Origin of the sequence: Klebsiella sp. GN_Kp190, from assembly GCF_040061795.1 — a bacterium.
GTDB classification, from domain to species: domain Bacteria; phylum Pseudomonadota; class Gammaproteobacteria; order Enterobacterales; family Enterobacteriaceae; genus Klebsiella; species Klebsiella michiganensis.
Genome location: NZ_JBEAFN010000031.1, coordinates 37,590 through 57,797, shown reverse-complemented (window position 1 = coordinate 57,797; position 20,208 = coordinate 37,590). Strand labels below are relative to the sequence as shown.

At 54.1% G+C, this 20,208-nt stretch carries 22 protein-coding genes; 7 read left to right on the top strand and 15 right to left on the bottom strand.

What is annotated here, in order from left to right:
* Positions 1 to 7: 7 nt before the first annotated feature.
* The 4 genes from ABLU67_RS19660 to ABLU67_RS19645 are packed head-to-tail and all read left to right on the top strand — an operon-like array spanning position 8 to position 5,604.
* On the top strand, positions 8 to 2,527 hold the full coding sequence (locus tag ABLU67_RS19660) for a fimbria/pilus outer membrane usher protein (RefSeq protein WP_348852492.1): 2,520 nt from the start codon (positions 8 to 10) through the stop codon (positions 2,525 to 2,527).
* Positions 2,524 to 3,528: a fimbrial protein gene (locus ABLU67_RS19655; protein WP_348852491.1), complete on the top strand. Its 1,005-nt coding sequence runs from the start codon at positions 2,524 to 2,526 to the stop codon at positions 3,526 to 3,528. Before ABLU67_RS19660 ends, ABLU67_RS19655 begins: the two co-directional genes overlap by 4 nt.
* A gap of 17 nt (positions 3,529 to 3,545) precedes the next feature.
* Entirely contained in the window at positions 3,546 to 4,505 is a 960-nt protein-coding gene (locus tag ABLU67_RS19650; RefSeq protein WP_348852490.1) for a fimbrial protein, read from the top strand.
* Between the two features lie 58 nt (positions 4,506 to 4,563).
* On the top strand, positions 4,564 to 5,604 hold the full coding sequence (locus ABLU67_RS19645; RefSeq protein ID WP_348852489.1) for a hypothetical protein: 1,041 nt from the start codon (positions 4,564 to 4,566) through the stop codon (positions 5,602 to 5,604).
* A 79-nt stretch (positions 5,605 to 5,683) separates the two neighbouring features.
* Here ABLU67_RS19645 and ABLU67_RS19640 read toward each other — a convergent pair whose 3' ends face one another.
* The 5 genes from ABLU67_RS19640 to ABLU67_RS19620 form a co-directional block, all read right to left on the bottom strand.
* Positions 5,684 to 6,700, bottom strand: coding sequence for a Gfo/Idh/MocA family oxidoreductase (locus tag ABLU67_RS19640; protein ID WP_348852488.1), 1,017 nt, complete (start codon positions 6,698 to 6,700; stop codon positions 5,684 to 5,686).
* Between the two features lie 10 nt (positions 6,701 to 6,710).
* Positions 6,711 to 7,691 (bottom strand): PTS glucitol/sorbitol transporter subunit IIB, encoded by a 981-nt coding sequence (locus tag ABLU67_RS19635; RefSeq protein ID WP_348852487.1) that lies wholly within the window; start codon positions 7,689 to 7,691, stop codon positions 6,711 to 6,713.
* A complete protein-coding gene (locus ABLU67_RS19630) occupies positions 7,688 to 8,062 on the bottom strand; it encodes a PTS glucitol/sorbitol transporter subunit IIA (protein WP_268012880.1) in 375 nt (124 codons plus the stop codon). The genes ABLU67_RS19635 and ABLU67_RS19630 overlap by 4 nt, the downstream gene beginning before the upstream one ends.
* On the bottom strand, positions 8,059 to 8,580 hold the full coding sequence (locus tag ABLU67_RS19625) for a PTS glucitol/sorbitol transporter subunit IIC (protein WP_286595531.1): 522 nt from the start codon (positions 8,578 to 8,580) through the stop codon (positions 8,059 to 8,061). The genes ABLU67_RS19630 and ABLU67_RS19625 overlap by 4 nt, the downstream gene beginning before the upstream one ends.
* Before the next feature lie 112 nt (positions 8,581 to 8,692).
* A complete protein-coding gene (locus ABLU67_RS19620) occupies positions 8,693 to 8,968 on the bottom strand; it encodes a transcriptional regulator (protein WP_348852486.1) in 276 nt (91 codons plus the stop codon).
* A 129-nt stretch (positions 8,969 to 9,097) separates the two neighbouring features.
* Here ABLU67_RS19620 and ABLU67_RS19615 point away from each other — a divergent pair, with 129 nt between their 5' ends.
* From ABLU67_RS19615 to ABLU67_RS19605, 3 genes are all read left to right on the top strand, one after another.
* A complete protein-coding gene (locus ABLU67_RS19615; RefSeq protein ID WP_209744040.1) occupies positions 9,098 to 9,376 on the top strand; it encodes a helix-turn-helix transcriptional regulator in 279 nt (92 codons plus the stop codon).
* A gap of 115 nt (positions 9,377 to 9,491) precedes the next feature.
* Complete coding sequence (locus ABLU67_RS19610; RefSeq protein ID WP_142478758.1) at positions 9,492 to 9,752, top strand: helix-turn-helix transcriptional regulator; 261 nt, start codon at positions 9,492 to 9,494, stop codon at positions 9,750 to 9,752.
* A gap of 40 nt (positions 9,753 to 9,792) precedes the next feature.
* A complete protein-coding gene (locus ABLU67_RS19605) occupies positions 9,793 to 12,213 on the top strand; it encodes an N-6 DNA methylase (protein WP_348852485.1) in 2,421 nt (806 codons plus the stop codon).
* Between the two features lie 43 nt (positions 12,214 to 12,256).
* Here ABLU67_RS19605 and ABLU67_RS19600 read toward each other — a convergent pair whose 3' ends face one another.
* The 10 genes from ABLU67_RS19600 to ABLU67_RS19555 all read right to left on the bottom strand — a co-directional run bounded on the left by ABLU67_RS19600 (position 12,257) and on the right by ABLU67_RS19555 (position 20,142).
* The gene (locus tag ABLU67_RS19600) at positions 12,257 to 14,908 is read right to left on the bottom strand and encodes a conjugative transfer ATPase (RefSeq protein WP_348852484.1); all 2,652 of its coding nucleotides are present in this window, start codon (positions 14,906 to 14,908) and stop codon (positions 12,257 to 12,259) included.
* Positions 14,905 to 15,264 carry a TIGR03751 family conjugal transfer lipoprotein gene (locus tag ABLU67_RS19595; protein WP_348852483.1) on the bottom strand — a complete coding sequence of 120 codons (360 nt, stop codon included), beginning with the start codon at positions 15,262 to 15,264 and terminating at the stop codon, positions 14,905 to 14,907. Before ABLU67_RS19595 ends, ABLU67_RS19600 begins: the two co-directional genes overlap by 4 nt.
* On the bottom strand, positions 15,261 to 16,556 hold the full coding sequence (locus ABLU67_RS19590) for a TIGR03752 family integrating conjugative element protein (RefSeq protein WP_348852482.1): 1,296 nt from the start codon (positions 16,554 to 16,556) through the stop codon (positions 15,261 to 15,263). The genes ABLU67_RS19595 and ABLU67_RS19590 overlap by 4 nt, the downstream gene beginning before the upstream one ends.
* Positions 16,553 to 17,320 (bottom strand): TIGR03749 family integrating conjugative element protein, encoded by a 768-nt coding sequence (locus tag ABLU67_RS19585; RefSeq protein WP_348852481.1) that lies wholly within the window; start codon positions 17,318 to 17,320, stop codon positions 16,553 to 16,555. The genes ABLU67_RS19590 and ABLU67_RS19585 overlap by 4 nt, the downstream gene beginning before the upstream one ends.
* On the bottom strand, positions 17,317 to 17,976 hold the full coding sequence (locus ABLU67_RS19580) for a PFL_4703 family integrating conjugative element protein (protein ID WP_348852480.1): 660 nt from the start codon (positions 17,974 to 17,976) through the stop codon (positions 17,317 to 17,319). The genes ABLU67_RS19585 and ABLU67_RS19580 overlap by 4 nt, the downstream gene beginning before the upstream one ends.
* Positions 17,973 to 18,326, bottom strand: coding sequence for a TIGR03750 family conjugal transfer protein (locus tag ABLU67_RS19575; RefSeq protein ID WP_348852509.1), 354 nt, complete (start codon positions 18,324 to 18,326; stop codon positions 17,973 to 17,975). Before ABLU67_RS19575 ends, ABLU67_RS19580 begins: the two co-directional genes overlap by 4 nt.
* 1 nt (position 18,327) lies before the next feature.
* Complete coding sequence (locus ABLU67_RS19570) at positions 18,328 to 18,645, bottom strand: TIGR03745 family integrating conjugative element membrane protein (protein ID WP_348852479.1); 318 nt, start codon at positions 18,643 to 18,645, stop codon at positions 18,328 to 18,330.
* A gap of 9 nt (positions 18,646 to 18,654) precedes the next feature.
* A complete protein-coding gene (locus ABLU67_RS19565; protein WP_032670664.1) occupies positions 18,655 to 18,888 on the bottom strand; it encodes a TIGR03758 family integrating conjugative element protein in 234 nt (77 codons plus the stop codon).
* Positions 18,881 to 19,189, bottom strand: a complete 309-nt coding sequence (locus tag ABLU67_RS19560; protein WP_117125667.1) for an RAQPRD family integrative conjugative element protein — start codon at positions 19,187 to 19,189, stop codon at positions 18,881 to 18,883. The genes ABLU67_RS19565 and ABLU67_RS19560 overlap by 8 nt, the downstream gene beginning before the upstream one ends.
* Positions 19,190 to 19,767: 578 nt before the next feature.
* Positions 19,768 to 20,142: an ASCH domain-containing protein gene (locus ABLU67_RS19555; protein WP_228463683.1), complete on the bottom strand. Its 375-nt coding sequence runs from the start codon at positions 20,140 to 20,142 to the stop codon at positions 19,768 to 19,770.
* Between the last annotated feature and the right edge of the window lie 66 nt (positions 20,143 to 20,208).

Sequence of the window (20,208 nt, the reverse complement as noted above, 5' to 3'; positions counted from 1 at the left end):
ACAAGAGATGAAAAATCTGATGGCATTTCTTCTGGCGCTGCTGCTGGTGATGGTCCTGCTGCTGGGGTATCTCCGCCACGCGGAGGCCCGCGAGACCTTTAATATTCATGCGCTGGAAATCGACAATCCCGGCCAGCCGGTGGCGGATTTATCCACCTTTGCCGAAGCCGACGGCCAGTTGCCTGGCACCTACCGGGTCACGGTTTATGTGAATGGTGAACGGCAGGGACAGGCGCAGGATATTGCCTTTATCTCCGGGCCGGACAAAAAGCTCAGCGCGCAGGTCACGCCCGCGATGCTGAAAGCCTGGGGCGTCAAAACGGACGTCTTTCCCGCGCTGGCGGCGCTGCCTCCTGAGAAGCCGCTGGAAAATATTGGCCACTATATCCCGATGGCCACCACCGATCTGCGTTTCAGTCAGTTGCAGCTGAATGTGAGTATCCCGCAGGCGGCAATGGATGCCAGCGCCAGAGGCGCGGTGGATCCGTCTGAATGGGACGAAGGGGTGCCTGCCGCGCTACTGAACTATAACCTCAGCGGCAGCAATACCTGGCGTAACGGAGAAAACGGTTCTGATGACAACTACTACGCTAACCTGCAAGGCGGCCTGAACCTCGGTGCGTGGCGGCTGCGCAACTATTCCACCTGGAATTATGATGACGAAAACGGCAGCCACTGGGATTCGGTGAACACTTATCTCCAGCGGGATATCCAGCGCCTGAAAGGGCAGCTCACGCTCGGCGACAGCTACACGCCATCGGATATTTTTGACAGCGTGCAGTTTCGCGGCGCGCAGCTCGCCTCTGACGACAACATGCTACCGGACAGCCTGCGCGGATTTGCTCCGGTGATCCGCGGTATTGCGCAGTCGAACGCCCAGGTGACCATTAAGCAGAATGGCTACATCATCTATCAGAGCTATGTCGCGCCGGGGGCGTTTACCATCACCGACCTGTACCCGACCTCGGGCAGCGGTGACCTGGAAGTGACCATCAAAGAAGCCGACGGCAGCGAACGTACCTTCATTCAGCCTTTTTCTGCGGTACCGATTATGCAGCGTGAAGGGCATCTGAAATATGCCCTCACCGCCGGGAAGTACCGGAGCGGCAATGAAGACAGCGACGAACCGCAGTTCGGCCAGGTGACCGCGATTTACGGCCTGCCGCATGCCATCACCGTTTATGGCGGTACGCTGTACTCGGAGGATTACCAGTCCGGCGCGGCGGGGCTGGGTTTTGGTCTTGGTGAGCTGGGTTCGCTTTCGGCTGATATTACCGCCGCGCATACCACTCTCAATAACGATGAAACCCACGACGGCCAGTCGTATCGGGTTCAGTACTCGAAGGATTTTCAGACCACCGATACCAGCTTCACGCTCGCGGCCTACCGCTATTCCACGGAGGGTTTCTACACCTTCCAGGAGGCGAACGATCTGCGTTCGGACAGCGATGATGGCTGGCGGATGACATACAACAAACGCCAGCGGCTTCAGCTGGATCTCAGCCAGAGCGTAGGCAGCTACGGATCGATTTTTGTCTCCGGCTATCAGCAGGATTACTGGAAAGAGGACGGTTATGAACGCACCCTGAGCACCGGCTGGAACGGGAATATTAACGGGATCAGCTACAGCATCACCTACAGCTACAGCGATTACCCGGAAAGCACCCAGCCTGCCGATCAGCAACTGGCTTTTAACATCCAGGTGCCGCTCAGCAAATTCCTCTCCGGCGAGGCGGCAAATAACGCCTGGGCCAGCTACAGCGTCAATACCGCTAAACATGGTGATACCCGCCAGCAGGCCGGGCTCAACGGCACCCTGCTTGCTGACAACAACTTAAGCTACAGCCTCCAGCAGAGCTACACCAACCATGGCGTCGGTGGTTCCGGCAATATCAATGCCGATTACAAGGGCGGGCAGGGGGAAATCACCGGCGGCTACAACTATGACGACGATACGCAGCAGATCAACTATGGCCTGAAGGGCGGCGTGGTGGTTCATCCGCACGGGCTCACGCTTTCCCAGCCACTTGGCGAGTCGCTGGCGGTGGTCAGCGCCCCAGGCGCGGATGAGGCGAAGGTGCAGAACAACACCGGCGTTTACACCGACGGACGCGGCTATGCGGTGGTGCCGTATGTTAACCCGTACAAGAAAAACCGTATTGCGCTGGATACCAGCACGCTGGGCGATGAGGTGGATATCGACACCGCCGTGCAGACCGTGACGCCAACGCAGGGTGCAGTGGTGATGGCGGAGTTCAACACGCGCGTCGGACGACGGGTGCTGATGACGCTGCTGTATCGCGGGCTGCCGGTACCGTTCGGCGCGCAGGCGAAGCTGAAAGAGGGGGGCAGCGGCATTGTCGGCGACGACGGCCAGGTGTACCTCACGGGCGTGCCGGATGAAGGTGAGATCGCGGTGAGCTGGAACGGGGCGCAGCAGTGCGTGGTGCATTACCGGCTGCCGGAACAGGAAAACCAGCCACCGGTATTGGCGGCGAGTCAGGAATGCCTTGAGGTCGGAAAATGAACATGTGGCGATGGATGATTATTCTGGTCGGGCTGACGGTTAGCCAGGCTTCATGGGCGCTGTGTTCCGCATCGGGGAGCTTCTCAATAAGCCCCGGTAGCATAGTGGTTCAGCGGGACGCGGTAGTTGGGCAGCCTATCAGTGACTGGCTGATGTCTAACCAGGGCGTGGCCTACCAGAACTGTAATTACGACAGCACAACGCAATATCTTATTGTGGCGGGTATTAAAAATACGGGTTCAAAGGCCAGCGTCACCTGGAATGGTGAGGCGGTGTTTAACACCAATGTAGCGGGGGTAGGATTCGTTTTTGAAGGCCGCACGTCATTCGACAGCAACCCTTTACCCGATAACTGGACCGGTATTGCCAGCGGCCAGTCACAGGTCTCCACCACCCAGACCAGCCACAGTTCGGGGTACCACCCTTCGATTAACGATCAGGCGCGGATCCGGCTGATCAAAACCGGCAATATTACGCCGGGTACCCTGAGCGGTAACCTTGGCCGTTTTATTGCCGGGACACGGGAAAATGCGCAGTGGTCAACGGAGATCCCTATCGCTTTTTCCGGGGGACAAATCACCACCGTCGCCTGTACGGTGAATACCCCTGATGTAGACGTGAATCTGGACCAACACAAAAAATCGGAATTTACCGGAGCTGGTTCGGCGACTGAATGGAAAGCCTTCAATATCGAACTGGATTGTGACAAAAGTTCCCGAATCAACGTCCGGATCGATGCCACACAGGATCCGTCGAATATCGCTGGTGTGATGAAGCTGGATAGCGCGGCTGGCGATCTGGCGGCAACGGGGATCGGCGTCCAGCTGTACTTTGCGCCGGATAACAGCGCGGTGCAGTTCGGGCAAACGAAATTCTATTACACCTCGCCGAATGGCGGTTTTGAAACGGTGCAGCTTAAGGCTCGTTACTACCAGACGACCTCCGCGATTACGGCTGGTGAGGCTAACGCCACGGCGACCTTCACGCTGACTTACCAGTAATCGCCCGGGGCCATCATATGAAAAAAATCATCTTTTTATTATTCCTGATAGTGGCTGTTTCACCGTCGGCACAGGCCAGCTGTTCCTTTTACAGCGGCGTGTCCGGAGAAGTGCCCGGCTATCTGAACTTCGGCAATGTGGTTGCCCAGCGCGATACGCCGATTGGTAGCGTTCTGGCAACAACGGTCACCGGGGCTTATAACAATGGCAATGCCATCGCCGGATGTACCCGGGAAGCCTGGACTGCCCGCTGGGAGCTAACGCAATGGGGGACGCTGAGCGGATATGGTGACGGCGTTTACAATACCAATCTCGCGGGCGTCGGTTTACGCCTGACCACTGCTCAATCGGGCAAAGTTCTGCCGTATGAAGCCAGCTATCCCTACAATGCCGGGGGCTCATGGGCCTCCATTCCTGGCGATGGTATCAAGGGTGAACTGATAAAAACCGGAGATATCACCAGCGGTACTCTGACCGACGGGATGCTGGCGCGCGCCTCGGTCGTCAACCAGTTTTACTTTGCTAACATCACGCTGAATGGAACGAACACCGTCACCTCTGCCGCCTGCTCGGTAACCTCGGTGGATGAACCGGTCCAGCTTGGCGATCACAACAGGCAGGAGTTCAGCGGCGTGGGCTACACCACGGAGTGGAAGGCGTTTAATATCGTGTTGGACTGCAATAAAAGCGCGCATATTTATGTGCAGATTGATGCCACGAAAGATGCGTCAAATGCGCCAGGCGTGATGGCCATTGATTCCGAAAGCGGCAGTACCGCGGCGACGGGCGTTGGGGTTCAGCTTTACTTCGCGCCGGACAACAGCGCGGCGCAGTTCGGGCAGGTAAAGGATTATTATACTTCGCCAAATGGCGGGATGGAGACCGTTCAGCTCAAGGCGCGTTATTACCAGACGGCTTCAGCGGTGACGGCAGGGCCCGCCAATGCCACGGCGACGTTTACGCTGACGTATAAATAGCTACCTGAACAATTTTAAAGGTTTTAGACTAACTCTTTGTTTATTAGGGAAGATGATAATGTCCCAATATTGGTGGAAAGATCTTTTTGATCGCAATAATAACTGGCAGGGTCTGGAGTTGACACTCAAGAGCAGCCAGAGGACCGACGTGGCAATGGAAATGCTGAGTGGTCGTTATGGGCGGATGGCGCTGCAGGTCTCCGGGGAGACATTATTCTGGGCATCAATTTTGAAAGATCATTCCGGTGTCTGGTTGGTGTTTAATGCCGATCATTCCGCTTGCCAGACATTATTACCGGCTGTCACATCTGAAGATATTGAAGGCATTAAAAGCAAAGGCGAACGGGCCTGGACAGGTGAATGGTGTCGCTATTTTTCCCAGCAATTAATGAATGCGCCAGTGCCTCTTCTGTCTCCTTGCCGATGGCTGATAAGGCCGATGGAGGCCAAATATTCATTACCGAAATTATCCGGACAGCGTGTTCCTGCAAATAGCTGGCGTTTTGAGTCTCCAGAAAGCAGCGAGGATATCGGCTGTAGCTGGGCGCTCTACGGCGAAGATTTTCCTGATTTGGTTAATCCTGACAAAGTCAGATTAGTGGATTGGTGGTGGGGTGGTAGCCTGCTACTCGGACGTTATCCGATACAACCTGATGCCGGAAGGTTGAAATGGTGGCGTAAAAAATGCCGTGAGGGTGCGCTGCCTCCAGTACTTGTCTGGTATATAGCAGGGCTGGGATCATTTGTTATTCTTGATGGCCATTATCGTTTACAGGCATCGATTGCAGAAGAAATTCCACCTTCATTTCTGGTGCTCAGCGAATTGCAGGAACGGGATTTTGCTACCGATCAAGACCATCGGGCCCGTATTGTCCGGGCTTTAGAACAGCAGCTCAAAAATCCTCAGTGCAAAATCGATGGTGTAAATCAGACGCTGATTAATCTTTATGATACACGCTATCTTTATGCCTCAACCCATAGCCGCGCGACGCTTGGCGAAGGAACGCGTTGGGCGCAGGAGTTAGAAAGTTATCTGCAACGGCATCAGTTGGAAGGCTATCGGGACAGGATACTGAATGGTGTTAACGATGAATGTTGAATTAAGGATAACAAATGGCGGCATTCTTTAGGGAATACAGAGTAAACGGGCTTGCGGATACCAGCATCCCTGCTGGCGACTATTTTAATGACACTGGTTTTTGACTCTCGAGACTCTTGTGTACCGCCTCGCAAATCCGGCTGACCGCCAGCCCGTCCTCTGCGGTGACCGAGTACGGCGCTTTATGCCTGACCGCCCGCACAAAGTCATTGATGGGGTCGATCCCGAAACCGCTGGCGACACCGTTGCGGTAGTTGATGAAATAGCTGTTGGGTGTGAGTGTCTTATCCGGGGTGGTGATTTCCAGCCCCCGATGCTGTGAAGAGCTTCGGATCCAGGTCGTCCCGCAGAGGATCTCAATGCGTCCGTCATTATCCTTTGGGAACCCCTCCGGCAATACCCACGAATTCTCGACCACCCATGAACTGCCGTCGGCCATTGTCAGCAGGCTCTGTACACTGTCATAAGTGTCTATCCCCCATATGTCCAGCAGTTGTTTTTGTCCTACCGCGTACACCGATGCAACCTCCTGACCGGATAGGTAGCGCACCAGGTCAAAGCAGTGGGAACCGAGAAACCACACCGGGGAGCTTGCGCCCGCCCAGTTCAGCCACTGCGTCGGGACCGTTATCACGTCGTCCATGCTGATATGGCCGCGCAAAATGCATCCGGTCTCCGGATTTTCCAGTTCGGCTTTAATGCGCATTACTGCCGGGTCCCAGCGTTTGTGGAAATCGACGCCGACCAGCAGGTCCCGCTGCTGCGCCATCTCCACGATAAGCTCGCACTCGCGTACTGAGGTGGCGAGCGGTTTCTCCGCCAGCACATGTTTGCCGTGGCGCAGGGCGGCGAGGATGGATTCGGTGTGGTACGGATCCGGTGTCGCCACCGAGACCACATCGACGGCTTCCTCCTGCAGCAGGACATCCAGCCGGGTATAGCCGATTACGCCGTAGGCCATGGCAAGGTCGTCACAGCGCTCTGTGTCGGTGTCGCAGATGGCGACCAGCACCGTGTCCGGGTTATGGCGATACGCGTTCATATGGTGTTTGCCGTAGATACCCGCGCCGACCACGGCGGCTCTGATTTTGTTCATGATGATGTCCTCAGAATAAGCCCAGGGAAAACAGCCAGCCGACTATTACCGCCAGCGGCCCGGTTAACTGACGTGAGAGCAGAAAGGCAGGGACGCCCTTCGCAATGGTCTCCGGCTTCGCCTCCTGCATCGAAAGGCCGACCGGCACGAAGTCGCAGCCGACCTGTACGTTGATGGCGAACAGCGCGGGCAGGGCGAAGGCCGGAGATATCGCCCCTGCGCCAATCTGTGTGCCTATCATCACGCCAATCACCTGCGAGATGGCCGCGCCCGGTCCGAGCACCGGGGAGAGGAACGGAATGCCACAGATGAGCGACAGCAGCACCAGCCCCCACAGCGAGTTCGCCAGCGGCGTCAGGGCGTGGGCAATCAGGCTGCCGAGTGCGGTCTCCTGCACCAGGGCTATCAGCAGCGAGACAAAGGCCATAAACGGGATAACGTTGCGCAGAGACACGTCCACCGCCTCACGGCTGGCGGCGAACAGCAGGGCGATAACGTGGCCGACGGCGGTGCCGGTCTGCTCGACCATGCGCACCAGTTTCTCCGCGCCACGCGCGGGTGGCGGAGTGGTGACAATCCGTGGCGCAGGCTCCTGAGTCGTTTCAGGTTTAATGTCCGGGGCTTCGGCGGTATCCACCAGAACCAGCTGCTCCATCGTCACGCCGGAGACGTAGTTATCCTCGGTAATAAAGTGCGCCAGCGGTCCGGCCCGCCAGGTGGGGAGCACGTTGATGGTCGGGATACCCTTCTGCGGATACAGGCCACAGCGCAGGGACCCGGCGCAGTTAATCACCACGCACAGCAGTTCCTCATCCGGGGGAATACTGGCAAAGCCATTGATGATTTCTGATTCGGTCAGTGCGCCGATTTCGATGGCGACGGGATGGATTTCGCGCCCGGTGAGCGACAGCACTTTTTTGCCACTGGCGACAGGCAGCCACAGCCCTTTACCGTATCCGCCGGGACCGGGTGGAATAAGCACCGTGTTCATGGGCGTCCCTCCTCAATCACCAGATTGCCGTGGAGGTCACGGAGGTTCGGCACCGGGCCGGAGAGGTGAACCGCCCCGACGTGGCAGGGATTCAGGTCACCATTGAACACCAGCGTCAGGTGGCCGAGTTCAAACAGCGCCTGCTGTGCACCTTTGCCAACACTGGTCACCAGATAATCATGGCCCGCCAGCAGCAGGCGGTCGCCGGGGAGTATCATCAGGCTCTCTTCCCGGAACGACGGCTCCAGCGACAGGGAGTAATCGAGACAGTCCTTCGGCCCGTTGCTGTCGAAGGTGATGAGCATTTTGTCGGTGAGGCCGTCGGCGACAAACAGGCCGATGGCGACGATACGCGCGCAGTAGGTCATCATGGTTCGTTCCCCCGTTTACTGAGCCGCAGGAACAGGTACTCGGTGATAATCCCGCGGATTAAACCAATCAGCATGGCAGCGGCGATATAGCGCAGCGCCAGTGAGGTAACGGGCAGGCCGAGCGCCTTAACCCCGGCGGCCACGCCGAGCCAGACGAACAGCTCCGACGGCACCACGTGGGGAAACAGGCTGGTGAGCGGATGAGCGGTGGTGCCGAGCGCATCCTCGTAACCGGGCTTGCTCTTCTCGGGTAAGAGCTTGCCTAAAGTGAGCGCGCCGGGGCTGCTCATAAAGAACCAGCCGAGCACCGGCAGCACGCCGTAGGTGAGGATGCGCGAGCGGCCGAGCAGGGCGGCGACTTTCTCCATCCGCACGGTGCCGACCAGCTTCATCAGGAAGTTGATGGCCAGCAGCAGGCAGATGAGCATCGGGATTAGCCCGGTCATCATGTCGAGGAAGATTTTGCCTGCGGCCTGGAACAGGTGAATAAAGCCTTCAGCCAGGGAGACCAGAAACATGGCGGCCTCCTGCGAGTGGTGCGATGGTGCATGGTTGTGGTTTGGTGTGCATAAACAACTCTCCTGTCAGGTATCGTTGGTTAATGCGTCCTGCCACTCACTGCGCGGGTCGTTATGTCCCGGAGTTGTCGGTTGTTGTCATGGGTTGAAGCGGTTTTCGGGGTTCGCGTTTGTTACTGGCATTGAGGTAACGGCCGGGCCAGATTTCAGACGGATGAACGTCGAGCGCGATGGCAATCAGCCACTCGCCTTTCGGCCACGGGCGCGTCAGGGTATTCGACAGCGTTGACGAGGCCAGCCCCGCTTCCCGCGACAGTTTCGCCAGACTGGTACCGCGCTTGTGTAAGGCGGCAACGATGTCGGCGGGGTGCCAGTCTTTTTTAGCCATTCCGTTTACCTCTCTCAGGTCTAAAACCAGTTAAGACAGTACGTTATCCGTACTTTAGGAAGTCTAAAGATAACTCATCTTAAGGAATGCTAAAGATGCTGTCAATATAACCACTAACAGGACAGGGTTATGGTTCCGAAACGTCTGAGGATTGCGAGAGAGTTAGCCGATATGTCGCAAGAAGAATTGGCTATTGCAGCAGGGCTTTCTGAAGAAACGGGCTATTCGAGAATGTCCCATTACGAAAATGGCAGGCATAAACCTAAATTCGAGCTGGTTTGTCGATTTGCTGAAGTTCTTAATGTGCCTGAAGGCTACTTCTATACACAGGATGACAGCTTTGCTGATGCGATGCTGAAGCTTTACGACGGGAAACGGGTCCAGTGGAAAAAGAGGTGCTTAAGTTAATTGGTCTTGTTAACGCTCTCTTTGATGTTATGGTTATCTATCTTTATGAAGTCTAAAGATAAACGTTCTTGAGCAATGCTAAAGATTACCGTGAAATCCTTACAGGACACACGGTATGATCCCCAAGAGACTAAAAGAAGCTCGTTTGCGAGCAAAGCTGACCCAGGAAAAGCTTGGTGTACTCGCTGGTATAGAAGAAGCTACTGCTTACTCACGCTTGTCACACTATGAGAATGGTACGCATAAGCCGACATTTGAGCTGGTGTGCGAGTTTGCTCGAGTGCTGGATGTGCCAGAGTGTTATTTTTATACTGTGGATGATAGGTTTGCTGAAGAAATATTAAAACTTTATTTTGAATATAATAAAGAAAATTAAGCTGTCTTTTTATATGGTTAACGAGAGAGAAGGCCGTTTTATGGATTTGGATGGGAGTGTTGAAAAGAAGATTAATGTTATTTTGAACTCAGCAAAATCACTAAGGGGATATTGTGATTTCAATGTGATATCTGATCTTATTATTGTGCTGATTCTTTTTAAATATCTTTCTGAATCCTTTGGGTGTTATGATGATTTAATTAAGTATATAAACGCCACTTCCGATTTTGACCTGAAAATAGATTCGGAGAATATAAATGATATTGATTCTGAAAGTAATCGCTGGGATGCTATATTGTCACCGCAATATTTTACTTTTTCCTTACTTTCTTATGAAGTATCCTTTTTAGAAAGGAAAATTCCGATTTTTGAAGGATTATCCGAGCTTATACATATAAATCGTCATGGAATTTCTGAAAAAGTCATTCATCAATTGATATGGAGTATCAACGATCTCGAATGGAGTTTAAAAGATAACCACCAAAATATGTTCGCTCTTTTTTTTGAAGCTTTATTAGATAATATCGCTGATTATTCAGGCGTTAGAGGTGTCGTTCCTTATACACCTTCGAGTATTTCGAAGTTACTCATTAGCTTGTTAAAACCTACCGAAAACATGTCCGTATATGATCCTGTATCAGGCAGTGGTGGTATGTTGGTTCAGACTTTGAATTATTTTTATGAGCGCTATAATAAAAAACCATCATTTCAATTGTTTGGTCAGGAGATAAATATCAGGACAGCTGTAATAAGTCGAATTAATTTGTTCATGCATGGGATTAGCCAATTTACAATACAACATGGCAATAGTTTATTAGAACCCAAATACATTGTCGGAAATGCAGGGCCATTTTGGAGTCAAGCTGACAAACAACTTAGAAAGTTTGATGTTGTATTAGGTAACCCACCATTCTCTTTGAGAAATTGGGGCAGGGAGGATATATGTTATGATCATTTTCGACGATTCGCTTATGGTATTCCACCACAAAATAATGGAGATTATGCATTTTTATCACACATGATTGCTAGTGCAAATGAGGATGGTCGAGTTGGGGTTTTATTATCTCAATCAGCCCTTGTTCGAGGCAATGCAGAAAGGGAAATAAGAGAAGAATTAATTAAACAAGACTTAATTGATGCTGCAATAGCTTTACCTCCAGGTTTGCTCTATGATACTGGAATTCCTGTTTGTATCCTCATTGTGAATAAGAAAAAACCAAAGTCTCATAAAGGTAGTGTTTTGTTTATCGATGCTTCAAATAACTTTGAATCATCGCGTAAAATGAATAGCCTAAGAGATTCTGATGCTGAGAAAATTGTACATGCCTATGAGATTTTTTCAACTAAAGGTACGTTCTGTAAATTAATTGATAATGCCACACTCGTAAAAAATAATTCTAATTTAAATGTTCGTAGCTATGTAGATGACTCAGAAGTATCAAAAAAAATTAAAGATTTGCTGCGTCATCATTCTGATTTCAAAAAATATTCATTTTCTGACTCTGATTTAATATTATCAATCACAATACCAAAGAGAATAGATAATGATGATGTTAACGTGATTTACATCCATAGGAGCTCTAAAGTTCAGCGCTTGCAATATAAACTTACGTCTGATATAAAAAATCCAAGAACTTATTTTAGAGTGGAGATAAATCCTGAGCTATTGATAAAAGAATATGCAGGTCTTTATTTTCAATCAGAATTAGGACGATTGACGTTGTCCCATTTACCTATGGGTACTAGCTTGCCTATTTTATCTATGGATTATGTGAAAAACTTGGAAATGCCTGTTCCCCCAATTAAAATACAGGAAGAGGTAGTTAGAGTTGCCAAGAAATTAGAAATAGCTAAAGAAAGTATTAGTTCTTTTTTCTCTCAGCTAACCACTGAACCCAAGCAATATAAGTTTATTGAGAATATTACAGATGAAATGGTTTACTCATTATCTAGTTTAAGCGACGAAATACATTTGAAACATATCATTAGTATGGGTGAAACAAGATATGTGGAATTTAAACAATCCTTCTTTGCTAACGTTGATAAAATTATTGGCAATGAAAGAAATATTGAAAAAAACTCGAGTGTTCAGCATGAAGTCATAAAAGATATTGCATCCTTTATGAATACCGATGGTGGTACTTTACTTATAGGGGTAAATGATAAAGGTAAAGTAATTGGTATTGAACGTGAAATGGCAAGGTTTAAATTTAAGAAGATAGATAATTATTTCCAAGAGTTAGGCGCTCAACTTGGAAGTCGTCTTTTTCAAGATTATCACCATTACTGCAAGTTAACAGGCGTTAAAGTTGATGGGGTCATTGTCGCGAAAATAGATTGTCGACCTTCATCATTTCCTGTTTTTCTGGATAATGAGAAATTCCATGTGAGAACGGATACTTCGTCTCCATGTTTAACAGGTATTGAAATGATAAGATATATTCAGAGTAGATTTAAATGACTACTTTAAGACATATTGAGAGATGTTAGTGCCAATATTTATTTCATTTGGGGGCAGCGGTGCCAGCCCGTGATATTAAGATCGCCGCCTCCACCTCACTACACCCCGTCTCCTTCATAATTCGCATTCTTTCCGCCTTCTCATGCTTCTCGGTCATTGCCAGTGCCAGATACAGCGCTGGCGGCACCACCCGAAACAGCGCCTCAACCCGAGGCGACAACACCACGCCCTCGGTATACTGCCCCGGCGACGTCACTGCCGAGCGCAGCAGTTGCTGCTGTTCTTCCGTCAGCGCCTTAAACCGACACACTTGTTCAATCTCCTCCGGCGGCATTACCAGCAGCTCCCACCACTCGATCATATTCAGCAGTTTCTTCGCCTCGTCAGGAAAATCCGCCAGGTTCTGGGTCGCCAGCCACAGCCAGATGCCGAGCTTGCGCCACATCTTCGAACCCTTGGTCAGAAAGCGCGCCAGCAGCGGGTTAACGGTAATGATATGCGCCTCATCGGTGATGTTGACGATAGGGCGGGCCAGATGCTGGTCGCGCTCACCAAGGTTGTTGATATGGTTAATCAGCGAGATATAGCTGATGGCAAGCTGGGCTTCGTAACCCTCACGGGCAAAGGTGGCGAGATCCACCAGAGTGATATCCGCCTCCGGCCACATCTGACCTTCGCGGTTAAACAGTTCGCCTTCAAACCCCGCGCAGAACAGGTTGATGGATTCCGCCATTTCATATGCCCGCTGGCGGCGGACTTCCGGCAGGCTGCTGTCGCGGGAAAGAGTGAATAGTGCGTCACGGATATCTTGCGTCAGCGTCTGGCGTTTTTCCTCGTAGCAGGTATGCGCGGCAGCGATAATCGCCTGGCGGATCATCGCCCTGTCTGGCCGGGTGAGGCGCGCATCCTCCTTTGCTTCGCCGCCGGTGATCATCAGCCGGGCGGTGATCTCCATTTCGCCGAGCACGTCTCGCTGGTCGTCGCCCTCGCTCTCTTCGTCCTCCGGCGGTTCGGCGTCGGTAACCGCCTGTTCCACCAGTCGCCAGGCATCGGCGAACAGGGGCAGGGTAACGCCGGAGCCGGGACGCAGGCTGATTTTGTTCACCGTCAGGCCGTGGGCGGCGGCGTAGTCGGCCATCAGGCCAAATGAGTTTCCGGCCTCAATGATAAACAGGCGCGGGCGATGGAGCGCCATCAGTTGCGCGATTTTGGCGTTGAGGGTGGCGGATTTGCCCGCTCCGGTTGGCCCAAGAAGTAAAAGGTGGCCGTTCTGGGCACGATCCAGCTTATTCAGCGGATCGAAGCATAGCGGCGCGCCGCCACGGTTGAAGTAGCAAATCCCCGGATGCCCGGTGCCGGTTTCCCGTCCGTACACCGGCAGCAGCCCGGCGATATGCTGCACAAAGTTGAGCCGGGTATACAGCCCGTGCGGATCGCGCAGGGGATCGAAACACATTGGCAGCCAGCGTAACCAGTGGCTGAGCGGGGCGACTTCATGCTGTTCCTGCACTGGCACCAGTCCGGCATTCAGCAACAGGCTGTGCAACTGGCGCTGCTGGCGAAACAGGGTATCGGTGTCGGGCGCATGCAGGTAAAACGCCAGCGTACTGCGGTAAAGCTTATGCCCGTCCTTCAGGTAGCTGCGCACATCGCGGCAGTCGCGGCGGGTGTATTCCGAATCGGTATTGTCGCCAATCGCCCGGTCGGAAAGGTGGCTGATGTGCTGCTCCAGTTTGTCCTGCGGATACACCACCACCGTCAGGTTCATGATAGTGCCTGCTGGTAACAGGTCGAACAGGGCGTTGATACCGTCACCGCGCGTGGTTTCTCCGGTCAACAGGCCGGGTGGCGGCGCTTTGCGCAGGCGGTCGACCACCACCACTTTATGTGGGCGGTTATCCAGCCACCAGACACCGTTCTCCGCATCTGAGCGCGGCTCGCTTGTCAGCAGTCGTTCGGCGAAATCGGTGATGACGGGCTGGGATTCAGCTTCCGGTAAATCCAGTTGTCGCCAGAAGGCTTTTTTATCTTCCACTGGAGGCGCAGGGTTAAACCAGCGCACCAGCCAGCGGTGAATGGCTTGTTCATTCTGGCGGACCGCGCTGATGCCTGCCGCCTTCAGCCCAGCGGTGAGCCGTTCACAGATATGGCTCAGCGTCTCTTCCGGTGACGGTTCATCCGGCGAAAGGCCGGGCAGCCAGCGGTAGATTACCATCCGCGTGCGCTGCCACGTCGCCCGCCAGCGGGTACGGGTGACGGTGTTATCGAGAAACAGCCCTTCATCGCGGGTGAGGGCGGTCATATGGTTTATCATCTGCGCAAGCCATTCTCGGGTAAAGGCGGAGTCGCGGATTTCCGGTGCGGCGTAAGAGGCAAGTGATGCCAGCCACGCTTCACTGTCGTCCTCGTCCTGACAGAAAAACTGTACTACCCATGGCGCACGTTCGTGCTCATCAAAGGCATCCTGCAATGCGTCAGTGACGGTATCGCGGACCTGCTCCAGAAACGCCATCGAGCGGCCTTCGGTGCCAACAGGCGTCAGTTCAAACACCGCACCCACCGAACGGCCATCCTCCAGCAGCAGCGTCTGCGACTCCGGAAAAAACTCCACCCACGGCAGCCAGTCGACAAAGGACGGGCCTTTGCGGTAGCTGGCGTCCAGAGCCTGTTGCGGGAGACCGTGGCGTTCCGTCATGGTGGAGTCAGGCGCTCGCCCGGCAGCGCATACTGCGGGCGGGTGTAGAAGGGGAAGACGGTGCTGTAGCCGGGTACCGGTGTATTGCCGTTAAGGTGCGGGAAAACGTACAACACAAGATCCGGATTGGGCAGGCGCGGGAACTGGCTGCGGATGGTGTCCGCTTCGGGTTGTGTCACCGGACCATCTGGCGGGCGGCGCAACCGGGCGCGGGCATCCAGCAGGGCGGCACTGCCGCCGCTTTGCTGCTGCCACAGTGAGAGCATGCTGGCATCAGGATCGACCGGCATCAGCTCTTCCTGCGAGGTGCTGCATCCGGCCAACAAAAACAGCAACATCAATATAGCGCGTATCATTCCAGTCCCCCCGGCGTGCTGACCTGCTGGTATTTCACGTGGCGGCCTTCCGGCTCGTAGTCGATGGTCAGCGGTTCGGTGAGATGTACCGCCACCTTGTGGCCTGGCGGCACATACACAGCGTCGAACATCTGGCCGTAGTGCTGTTTCATCCAGTCGGCGGTTTCTTTCAGCCCGCCGCCAATAGCCTGGCCGAGCACGTACTGGCCGTTGTTGCCCGTCACCGCGCTGGTGATGCTCCCGTCCTCCACCACGGTGGTGCTTTCACCATTGGCGAAGGCCTGCGCCGCCGCGCCGGAACCCGCCAGCAGGAACTGCGAGGTCAGGTACTCCTTCGCGTTGCTTTTGCGCTCGCCGGGAATACACGGCAGTCCCTGGTTATCCGAAAGCCAGCCGATCTCCTGCTGTTTGTTGCCGGATTTGCCGCCATGCGGGACGGTGCGGATGGTGCCGTCGTGGAACACAAAGGTCATGGAGGTGATTTGCCCGCGCACGCAGGAGAGTGTCCAGTCGCCGGAAGCGATGCCGGAGACCACCGCGCCCGCCACGTCCGGCAGTTCGATGCCGTTGGCGGTGAGGTTGTCCTCGCCAATCAGCAATTTGAACGGATAGGGATCGCTGACGGTGCCGTTAAGCGGCACGCGGCCAATCAGTGCCGTCATGGCGACCGATCCGGTCAGCGTGGCGTTCTGCGGCAGGGTGTAGATCTTCACATCAGGTTTTGGCGGCGGTTTGTCCGCCGCTTTCAGAGGGACGCGCAGCAGCTTTTCATCCATGGGCGGGGGCGCATCCAGCGGCTCCAGCCAGCGGATATCCGGCTGTACATCGGCAGGAAATTCACCGGACGTCAGCCCCAGACCGGGCGGGATATCGTCCGGACGTTTCGCCATCAGGCGATCGAGCTTATCCAGCAGCCCCCGCTGGCTTTTCAGCAGTTCGTCGCGCATCTGGTCCTGTTGCCTGCGCATATCCCCGCGTAACTCCGATACCAGCGTCGCCTGCTGGGCTTTCAGCCGCTTCTCGCGCGCCTGCTGGCTTTCGTTATCGTTCTGAATCGTCTGAAGCTCCCGGCGGTACTGCTTCATCTGGCCTACCAGCGTGGCGACGGTATCGGCAGGCGTGTCGCCGTCGATACCCAGATCGCGCAGTTCCTGCGGCGTTAATGCTGCCACGATGCGGGAGGGGGATTTCTCAGCGGTGTTTTTGCTGGCCGGGCGCAGCAGCAGCCATACCGTCACCAGCACAATCACAGACAGCAGGATTTTCAGCAGAATGCTCTGGCGCGGCATCATGGTTTCGGCTCCGGCAGCAGAGCGCGGGAAACCGGGCCTTCCGTCACCAGGTACACCACGGTGGTATCTTCTGCCAGACCACGCGGGCCGAGCCAGTCATGCTGGAATGCGGAGGCGGTGAACTGCCCCTGAAGCTCGCGCGGATCGAGCGTGATGCGCTTCCCGCTGCGGTTTTGCAGGCGGATGGCGGTGACGGTGGTGGCATTAACCTGCCATGACGCCAGCGGGATGGCGGTAACCGGCTGCTGAGGCAGTAAGGTGGTGATGCGTTTCGCCAGCCGGACGGGGGCGGGCGTCACGCCTGGCAGGGCTTCGACGGTGCGCAGCGGCGCATACAGGTTCTGCGCGGCATAGCGTACCAGCAGAACGGGCAGAGGTTCTGTTGATGCTGTCACCGGGACGGGCGTTTTGGCTGTGGCAGGCGTCTGTGGCGCATAGCTAATTTGCACGGGTTCAAGTGACGAATTGCTTTGGGTTGCCTGAATATCCAACAGGATCAGCTCGCCGCTGCCGGTATCTCGTAGTTGAATGCGGGTGGGCGGGAACGCCGTATTTGCCAGCAGGAAGACCTTCCCGCCCGCGCTTTGCAGGCGCACTTTACCTTCCAGCGTGGCGGGATAACCGATGCGCACCGATTTACCCACATCGACAATCCGCTCCTGCCCGATATGCAGCGTGACGGGCAGGGGGATGTTTTCCCACTGCACCACTTCCGTGGCGAAGACCGGGAAACTGAACAATAAAGCAAAGAGGACTGGCTTCATGGTTTCTCCTCCGCCACCAGACGCTGCGGCGCGGCGTCGGTACAGTCGATTGCCAGCCCCCACGGGTTTTTCTCCGCATCAATGGCGTAGCGCACCACCTGCAACGGGTAGCGCACCAGCGCCTTTTTCACCGGTTCGTTCTGGTAATACTCCTCAACCGCCACGTCCAGCGTCACCCGCCAGGCGTCACGGCTTAAGGTCTCGACGCGCGGAAAGGGGCGTTTATCGCCGTCGTGTACAAGGCTGCTGTAACCGTGGCCGGGAAGTTCATACACGCCGCGCGTGCGTTCGCGCAGTTCACCACCGTTGCGCCGTACCTGGAAATCGTGCTCCAGCCGGGTGTAACAGGCGGGCGTCAGGTAGGCGCGCAGCGAACGGAGGTTGCGGGAATAGTCTTCCTCACCGTTATCCGGCCAGCGATTAAACTGCTGGAAGATATAAAAAGTGAAGGCGTAGATGCTGGCGGGCGGCACTTCCCACCACGGGCGGGTACTGCCGCTGCGCAGGTCCGGCGGGAACCAGAGGGTGAGCTTCTGCGGGGCGCTGTACCAACCGTAGCTGACGCCCGCCAGACACAGACATAGCAGAATAATCACCGCCCGCAGTGTCAGAATATGGTTATCGCGCTCGGCCAGCGCATGGCGAAAACGGCTCATCGCGGACTCCTGCGCACCACCCATACGGTACTGTGCTGGACCAGTTGTGCGCCCCGGAGGTGATGGCGCTCCAGCCAGGCGAGGATCGCCTGCGGCAGCCAACTGTCGGGCTTACCGCGTTTGGCTCGCGCCAGAATGCGCCCACCGCCCTGAATCAGCAACGCCGCGCCTGCCAGCGCCGAGCCGGGGATCAACGGCCAGTAACCGCTGAGCAGGGCCAGCAGAATGCCGGATATGCAACCACCACCAAGACCGCTTGCCAGTGCCAGAAACAGTTCGCGGGTGGTCAGGCCGCGCCAGACCACGGGCTCGCGGTTGAGGCGGTCGGGGAGAAAAGGGATGGTCGCCATATTACAGGACATCCGAAGCCTGGTTGAGCAGCCAGATGATGACCACCAGAAGAATGCTGCCGATGCCCGCCATCGAGCCCAGATCTTTCCACTGCTTGCGCCCGCTCTGGATCTCCGAGTAGGTGGCAATGCAGTTGTTCGCCACCACCAGAAAACCGACGGCGCAGATGGCCAGCGCCAGCAACACCACAATATCAAAACCGTAGTTTTGTAGCGTCTCCATAATGCCCTGACCTTGGCCGCGTGATGGATCCTCCATCGTCGGCAGATCGGCAAGTGCATCAAACGTAGTAAGTAACAGCAGCAACAGCCAGCGCATGGTTCCTCCTCAGCTTAGTACCAGCCAGAAACTGACCAGCACCAGTAACAGTGAACGGGCCGCCACCGCGCCAAAACTCTGCCAGCTCAGGCGCTGGCGGCAGACGCCCTGCCAGGCGACCAGAAGCGTCCAGGCGCACCACAGCAGTAGGACGCTGGTAAACAGGCCGAGTACCAGCAGGCTGACGGTTTCCGGTTTGCTCAGGCTAGCGGCCTGGAAGGCGGCGAGTTGCGAGTCAGTCATCGGGGTTCTCCCGCTGGTAGCTGGCGCTCAGGGGTTGGACGGCGCGTGGCTGCGCTCTTGCCGGGCTAAGGTAGCGGCGGATGCCCTGTTCAACGGCAGAGATGTCCTGCTGCGCCTGTAAGTAGTCGAAGAAGTAGCGCGACTGCGGGTCGGTGCTGGAGCTGGTTTGGGCTCGCGCCAGCGAGGTTTTTACGCCGTCGAGTTGCTTCAGCGCGAGGGCGAGCTGGGTGGATTCCGGGGAGGCGAATGCCTGCGACCAAATGAGCAATGTCGGTAACAGAAATAATGGACTATGGCGCATGGCATCATTCTCCCAAAATATATTCAGGAGAGAGTAGTGTATGTGTTAGAGAAAGATCAGCGATGAACTGTTTGTACCAAGTAAAATTTCCCCATTGTTCAAAGCTAATATTTGAAGTATGGGAAATATGCACTGTTATTTGCGCTAGCTCGAATTTTTTTTTGGTCGTATTCTGCTTTTGTGGTGATTATGTCTTTGGTATGGTAGATAAAATATAGCGGTCCATCTATGCGATACGCGCTCGGTTCTTTTAATCACTTGGGACATTAATGTATCTTCTTTTACGATACTATAACATGTCCAGTTCGATCTCTCGGTCATCACACTGTCGCGTTTATAACAAATATCTGTTGCGTATATTAAATCTTTCTGGGGCTCATTTCACCCATGTCCTGGATGGTTGGTTGGCTAAGAACTTCAATGGTCGCTTTTATCACCATATAGGAAAACTGATTTATATCAGTTCCGATTTTAAGCCCTTTGATCAGTTCCAGTACAAAATGTCTAGTCTCTTTTTATCTATAACTTATCTGTTTCTGTAATTGCAATAACATACAACCAACTGCACAAATACAGTTTCAGATATCAATTTCATAAATACCTTTTTTGGCTTCACAGGGCGCTTTATTCTTTATTTCTCGAACATTTGAAAGCAACCAGATATAGTAACCAGGTTTCCACTTTCGGCCTATTCTAACAGTTTCAGCTTGGGCTAAATAATCTTCGTAGGTCCATTCTTTAACATCAAGGATATCAACGATTGCTCGAGCGTAGGCATACGGCTCTACTTCTCCATCGTTAAGATAACGACTGTTTTCGATAAGTACGAGATTCCTCATAGGAATATCTGGAGGCATCCAAGATCGAATTTCGACATCCTTTGAACCATTAAGGATATTCTCGACAGCAGGATAAACGATTGAAAGTGCTTTATATTTCATAACGATACGCATCTAAATGATTGCCTTATGAATAAAAGATATGATACTACTAGAATCATCAAGTTGCCATAAAAAGGA